Here is a 6266-nt window from a genome sequence, read left to right as displayed (position 1 = left end):
CAACCTCAGCGCCGAGGCGGTGCGCTCGCTCGCGGGCATGCCGAAGGAGCGCCAGGCGGAGATGCACGCCGCCATGGAGCCCTGGCGGCGCACCAAGCGGGAGCTCTCCGACTACGTGAGGAGCGAGAGCGAAACGCAGGCCGGCCCCGACGGGCGCATCGCGAAGGCCGCGAGGCTCGTCGCCGACTTCCTGGAGAGCCCGCCCGAGAGCCCGAGCGCGGCCGACCTCTCGCTGCTGCGCGAGATGGCGCTCATGACCGCCCCGTACGCGGATGCGGGCAGCGATGCCCGAAAGCGCCGCAGAAGGGCCTCAGGTTCGAAATCCAGCAAGTAGCCTATGGCGTCCGACATCGCGTCGGGCGTCCATAGCACTTGGGGAACGGGCGGCTTCGGACCCGTCATGCCGCGGGCCGTTTGGGAGCCCGCTTTCGCGAGGCCCGGTCCCAGAGGCGGCGCCCGGGCCGGGCCACCGCCTGCGGGGGATCCCCCGCGCCCCTAGAGAGACGCGCCCGCCGCGCGGCGGGCCCGAGGAAAGGAATCCGCCATGGAAGAGGAAGCCGGCGCCGCCAAAGGCAAGGAGCGCCGCGTCACGTTCCGCATGGAGGGAGGCGACTACGACGCGCTCTGCGAGCGGTGCGAGCGCGCCGGCCTCAGCAAGTCAGAGTACCTGCGCTACCTCGTTCGCATACCGCTGTCGACGGAGGCCAACGCTGGAGACGAGCACCGCATACTCGTGGACCGCAGGGCCCTTTGGTCGATGTCTCGGGAGCTCACGAAGTGGGGCTACCACTACAACCAGGCAGTGCACGCGATGAACCTCATCAACTTCCACGCCCGCCACGGGCACGTCGACCGGGACCTCGTCGCGGAGAGCATCCCGACGATCGAGCGAGAGCTCGCCGACGTGAACGGCGCGGCCCGCGAGATGGCGGCGGAGCTCGGTCGCATCGGTGCCGACTCGCTCGTGGAGGGCTCGCCATGCCGATCCTGAAGCCGATAAGCGGCCACGGCTCGACGGGTGGCATCCGCCGCTACCTCGAGAAGGGAGGCCGCGCCCTGGCGCGCGACCTGTTCAACCTGAGCTACGACGAGCGCGATGCCGGCGCACTGGGAAACGAGGCCAAGGAGGCCTGCGCCTGGGACGCCGAGATGGACGCCACGCGCGCCGCCTTCGGCACGGACGCCCCCTGGAGGGGAAAGCCCGCGCGGACGTTCAAGCACTTCGTGCTCTCGCCGGACCCCGGCGACGATATCGACCTGGCGGCGCTGCGCGAGCTCGCGTGCTCGTGGGCTCTCAAGCACTTCGGCGACCACGAGATCGCCATCGTGTACCACGACGACAACGCCCGCGGCATACCGCACGCGCACATCGTCGTGAATAACGCCAACCTCCGCACCGGCTACCGCATGCAGACCCAGCACCCCGAGGACCTCAACCGAGACCTGCAGGACATGGCGCGCGAGCGCGGGCTGTCGGGGCTCTCCAACGACCGAGCTCCCGAATCGCCGTCGAAGGCGCGCGGGCGGGCAGGTGCGGGCGGGCCCAGGAGCCGCAGGAGCGTCTACCTGGGCCGGGCCGAGAAGGAGATCATGCGCTCGGGCGGCTACTCGTGGGTCGGCGACATCCGCGCCCGCGTCGCGCTCGCCAAGACCACGGCGCGCGACGAGGCGGAGTTCCTCGGCGTCCTCGACGCCCTGGGCGTGCACGTCGCCGACAACTCGGCCAAGGCGCGGCGGGACGACTGGGTGTTCAGCCTGGCCGAGGAGCCGTCCAAGAAGGTCAGCGGCGAGCGCCTGGGGTTCGTCTACGGCAAGGAGATGCTCCGCCGGCGGTTCGAGCGCGGGGGCGCCTACCGTCCCACGGACGCGAGCGCCGCGCGCATCCGCGAGGCCGCCGAGCGAGCCCTCGAGCTCAACGACCTCTCGGAGCTGAGCAGGCTCTCCTCGGCGCTCGAGACCTGCGCGAAGTTCGACGTCGAGTCCATCGAGGAGTTCGGTCTCAGGATGGCGACGCTCGAGCGTCGCGGCCAGGCGGGCGGCGAGGGCTACCGTCGACTCGAGGCGGCGCGCGACTACATGGCGATGAACGAGCTCATGCCGCTCAAAACCCGCTACGGGGACGATCGCGGGCGCGGTGCTGCCGAAGGAAGCTCGCGCGACGGGCGCCGCGAGGACGAGCAACAGCGCATCCTCGCCGTCGAACGCCAGCGGGCCCAGCAGGAGCATCGCAGGGAAAGGGGCCGGAGATGATGGTGAGGATAGAGTACGAGGGCGGCAGGACGACGCTGTTCGACACGCTCTCGTTCACGGAGGGCTCGCCGTTCTCCGGCGCGAACATGCTCACGGAGTTCGAGCTCGAGATGCGCGAGGAGCCCGAGAAGGGGCTCTGGCTCACGGCGAACTGGCACCAGGTGCGCGACGACTGGCGCGCCGAGGCGCCCGCGGACGGCATCCCGGCCGCGCGGAGGTCCCGCGGGTGGCGCTTCATGCTGGCCTCGGAGGCAGAGCTCGGGCGCGCCCGCCGCGTCCTGCTCGACGGCGACGAGGCGTTCGCCCGGGTGCGAGGGTACCTGTGCGACGCGGCTGCAATTTCCGCTTGCTACCGCGAGCACGTGGGCCCTCCCTCAAAACCGCTGAAGTCGCAGATAAGGGACCTTCAGCGCGCGCTGGGGAGGGCGGAGGTCCCGGGCGTGCCGGATGAGCTGGCGAGGCTGCTCGCGGAAGAGAAGGAAGAGGGCGCCGACGAGGGCGCCCGCAAGGTCAAGGAAGATTGGGGTGACGTCGATGAAGAGGCTTGGTAGGTTCCTCATGGCGGCGCTTAAGGTCACGCTGGGCTTTTTCGTCTGGCTGTTCCGCGCCGTGTTCAAGTGGGTGATGTGAGAACGAAGGCACCTGGTGCCTAGAGTAGCCCCTTGGCTCGCTCGTCGTAGATCTTGTCAAGCTCCGATTGGAGGAACTCCTCTTTGAGCTTGGCGACGAAGCGAGCATCCGAGAACAGTCGGTAGACGAGCACCGCCGCGCCTCCGAGATCGAGACACTTGGGGTTCTTCGTGATCGATGCCTGCACGATGCTGCTCGAGGTCGCGATGGTGTCGGAGATGAGGATGATCTTCTTGGTGCGCGCCTGGTACATCTCGGTGCAGTAGTCCGACCCGTCGTCCTTGAATATCAGGGAGCAGCCGTGGAGCGCCGCTATCAGCCAGTTGATGAGCACCGTCATGCCCGCCTGCATGCCGACTTTCAATATGTCGCCGGTGCTGACGTATTTGGTGAGGGCCTCGGTGTGCGCCTTGTCGAGGACGAGGTTGGCGAACGGGATCTGTATCCCGCACGGCGTGTAGAGGTCGGTGCCGATGTGGACCAGCTGCTTGATCAGGGCCGCCGCGGCGGCATCCGGCTCGCTCACGATGCGCCTTCCCGCCGCGACCAGCATCTCCACGGTCCCGGTGGGCGCCCCGATCAGCGGGTTCTTCCCGAATGCGTCGTAGGAGACCGAGTAGGTCGCGGGGATCCGCGCGCCGATCCCGAAGACGTTGGCGTCCTTCACGCAGGTGATGCTGTTCGTCATGATGTTCGAGGTCCCGAACACGAGGCCGAGCACCGGGTCGTGGCCGAGGGTCGCGAACCGGTGGTTCGCCCCCTTGAATATCTTGAGGTTCTCAGCCTCGTAACGTGTCGCGTCGTACGGCACGCCTCGCGAGGAGAGGATGTGGCTCTTGGAGGCGAACAGGCGGCCCGATTCCGCCGGAGCCCCGTCGTCGAAGCCCGAGAAAACGCGGCCCTGGAAGCTGTGCAGGGCGTCCTCCTTGGCGTTGCCCGCTCCCGCCCGCTCGACCTCCGTCAGGGAGTTGATGACGAGCACGCGGGCGACCTGGAGCATGGTCGCGGCGACGACGAAGGCCGCGTCGGCGTCCTGCAGCCTCGTCCGCTCCTTGAACTCACGGTCAATGCGCTCGAGGCTCTCGCCGTACTCGCGAACGGATTTCTCGACTGCCTGCTCGGCCCAGTTCTCGTCAACCGCCACGCATGCCGCCCTCGCGGCCATGTAGTCGGCGAAGAGCCTGCAAGCGTGCTCCTCTTCCTCCGTCACCTCGCCGTCCGCCGCCGCGGCGACCTGCAGCTGCTCGGCGATGGAGCCCAGCGACACGATGCTCACGTTGTCCAGGCAGTCCTTGACTTGGTCGAAGGACAAGCCCTCGTTGTCCGCGATTGCCTGCACCTTCGCCTTCACGTCGTCCGGAAGGCCGCCGTCCAGCTTGAGGTAGTCGAGGCCGTCCTCGAGCCACTCCTGCTCCTCATGGGAGAAATCGCCGTCGCAGCGCATCAGGAAGCAGAGCGTCGCCACGTAGGCGTAGATGAAGTTGTAACGTTTCTCGCCCGCAAGGTAGGCCCCCTGCTTGATGCCGTCACGGAACCCCTTGATGCGCGCCTTGCGGAGGCGCGCGGAGAACGAGTTCTCCTTGATGGCGTTGATGCCGCCCTCGACGGTCGACGCCGCGCCGGATGCAAGGGACGACGCCCCCTGGGCCAAACCCATTGCGGCGCCGACGGCGATTCCGCCTACCGCGTTCGCAGCCCCTGCGATCGCCTTGCCCGCATCGGACGACGCGATCTGCTCGCCGGCGCTCGACACGCCTTCCGCAGCCGAGCACATGGCGCTTCCGACGGCTTCGGATGCCGAGGCGGCCGTATCGACGATGGCGTTCCCCGCGCCCTCGGCCGCATTCGCGACGCCTTTGGCGGCGGACTCGACAGTTGCCGATGCGCCTTTTGCCACCTCTCCTGCGGCGTGCGCAGCTTGGGACAGGGCTTCCCCGAGATCGAATTTGAGCGCCATCCTGTATCTCCTGACGTAAACGAACCTTGTGTAAGGCGCTCATGCGCAGCCGATGCAACACGGCACGCACGACACGTCTCATGTGCTCTTCATTATCCCACCATGTGCAAGCCCCTCGTCCGACGGAGCGAGGGGCTTGATCGTTCGGTTCAGTTGCGATTTCGTTTTTCGGCAACTAGTCCCGGTCGTCGTCGCCGACTGCGCAGCATGCGTAGGCAGTGAGCGTGAGGAGCCCCATGAGGAGCCCTATTCCGAAGGGCGCGAATCCCATCCTTCCACCTCCTTCGCGTAGACGACGGTGCGCGAGTTGCTCGTCTGGTAGCTGCACGTCACGAAGGCCCAGGCCTGCGCGACGTCCGACGGCTCTTCCAGGACGACCTCGCACCGGGACAATTTGTCCCCGAGGTAGGCGTCGAGCTCGGCCGCGTCGGCGAAGTCGGTCCGCTTGCCCTCCGAGCTCGCGTCGACCACGTCCACGGCGAAGACCTCGAGCTCGATCTCCTTCTCGCGGGTGTAGACCCGGATGGTGCGGTGCCCCTCGGCGAAACCGCGCGACGAGTACTGCGCGAGCGGCGCGAACATGGTGCCGTCGGACATGTGGTGCCCGTAGACGATGACGAGCGGGCTCTCGGCGCCCTGCGCGCACCCGGCGTCGATGTAGGGAGCGCCCCATGCGGATCTTTCGCCGCCGACGTCGTGCGTGAGGTAGAAGTCGGGCGATTCCTGCCGGCCCTGGACGATCGGGTAGTCGACGGTCGTGCCTGGCACTCGCACCCATGCGACGACGGAGGCGGGAAGGGCGTCCCAGTCGATTCCGCCTCCCGTCTCTTTCACCTCCATAGTCGCGTCCTCTTCCGTTGCGGGTACCTCGTGCACCCCGTACGGGTTCCTCTCGGGCTGCGGCAGGACGGCGAGCGCCGCCAGCGCCAGCAACGCCACGGCGACGGCGAGCGCCGTGGCGGCTTTCCCTTTGTTCATGTCCTCCCCCGTTCGCAGGGGAGGCCCCGGGCGGGCGCCCAGGGCCTCCGGCTCGGTATCGATGCGGCGCCGCTACTCTTCCGGCTCTTCGGCAGGCTCTTCGGCTGCCGCGTCCTTGCTTGCGCCGGCCGTCTTGCGCTTGCGGTACGCGAGCGCTCCGCCCGCGCCCGCCGCAGCTGCCAGAGCGATGCCCGCGGCCACGGCGTAGCCGGTGCCGTCGGGGGCGTCGGCCCCGGTCTTGGCGTAGGGCTCCTCGGGGACCTCGGGCGTGTCGGGGTTGTCCACGACGACGCTCTGCTCGGCGGAGTCGATGTCCTCGTGGGTCGCGACGACGTTGCCGGCGGAGTCCAGGACCTTCTCGAAGACGACGAGCTCGTCTCCCTCGGCCAGGCCCTCGGTGTCGAACTCGAAGGTCACCTCGACGGTGCCGGAGGGCGCCTCGGGCTCGAAG

The 6266-nt window shown here is 68.3% G+C and carries 6 protein-coding genes and 1 pseudogene; 4 read left to right on the top strand and 3 right to left on the bottom strand.

Translation table 11 applies throughout. The annotated features are described in order from the left end of the window. The 4 genes and pseudogenes from FS885_RS09660 to FS885_RS09645 form a co-directional block, all read left to right on the top strand. Window positions 1-334 (top strand): annotated as a pseudogene (locus FS885_RS09660) (ParB/RepB/Spo0J family partition protein); the annotation flags it as partial. Between the two features lie 210 nt (window positions 335-544). Further along, window positions 545-991, top strand: coding sequence for a CopG family transcriptional regulator (locus tag FS885_RS09655; RefSeq protein WP_042433194.1), 447 nt, complete (start codon window positions 545-547; stop codon window positions 989-991). After that, window positions 979-2250, top strand: coding sequence for a relaxase/mobilization nuclease domain-containing protein (locus FS885_RS09650; protein WP_042433191.1), 1272 nt, complete (start codon window positions 979-981; stop codon window positions 2248-2250). Before FS885_RS09655 ends, FS885_RS09650 begins: the two co-directional genes overlap by 13 nt. Continuing rightward, window positions 2247-2801, top strand: coding sequence for a hypothetical protein (locus tag FS885_RS09645; RefSeq protein WP_042433188.1), 555 nt, complete (start codon window positions 2247-2249; stop codon window positions 2799-2801). The genes FS885_RS09650 and FS885_RS09645 overlap by 4 nt, the downstream gene beginning before the upstream one ends. A 98-nt stretch (window positions 2802-2899) precedes the next feature. Here the strand turns inward: FS885_RS09645 and FS885_RS09640 are convergent, their stop codons facing one another. The 3 genes from FS885_RS09640 to FS885_RS09630 all read right to left on the bottom strand — a co-directional run. Further along, on the bottom strand, window positions 2900-4777 hold the full coding sequence (locus tag FS885_RS09640) for a tellurite resistance TerB family protein (RefSeq protein ID WP_144744823.1): 1878 nt from the start codon (window positions 4775-4777) through the stop codon (window positions 2900-2902). 306 nt (window positions 4778-5083) lie between these two features. Then, on the bottom strand, window positions 5084-5815 hold the full coding sequence (locus tag FS885_RS09635) for a class B sortase (RefSeq protein WP_144744822.1): 732 nt from the start codon (window positions 5813-5815) through the stop codon (window positions 5084-5086). Window positions 5816-5887: 72 nt separating this feature from the next. Next, window positions 5888-6266, bottom strand: a 379-nt coding sequence (locus FS885_RS09630; protein ID WP_186365852.1) for a VaFE repeat-containing surface-anchored protein, incomplete at its 5' end; no start/stop codon positions are given.

The sequence above is a fragment of the Enorma burkinafasonensis genome (assembly GCF_902150035.1).
GTDB classification, from domain to species: domain Bacteria; phylum Actinomycetota; class Coriobacteriia; order Coriobacteriales; family Coriobacteriaceae; genus Enorma; species Enorma burkinafasonensis.
The sequence above is the reverse complement of the archived record's forward strand: the minus strand, read 5'-3'. Positions and strand labels throughout refer to the sequence as shown.

Coding starts and splice junctions, on each gene's coding strand:
- FS885_RS09655 (WP_042433194.1), top strand. CDS start 545: ATGGAAGAGGAAGCCGGCGCCGCCAAAGGCAAGGAGCGCCGCGTCACG.
- FS885_RS09650 (WP_042433191.1), top strand. CDS start 979: ATGCCGATCCTGAAGCCGATAAGCGGCCACGGCTCGACGGGTGGCATC.
- FS885_RS09645 (WP_042433188.1), top strand. CDS start 2,247: ATGATGGTGAGGATAGAGTACGAGGGCGGCAGGACGACGCTGTTCGAC.
- FS885_RS09635 (WP_144744822.1), bottom strand. CDS start 5,815: ATGAACAAAGGGAAAGCCGCCACGGCGCTCGCCGTCGCCGTGGCGTTG.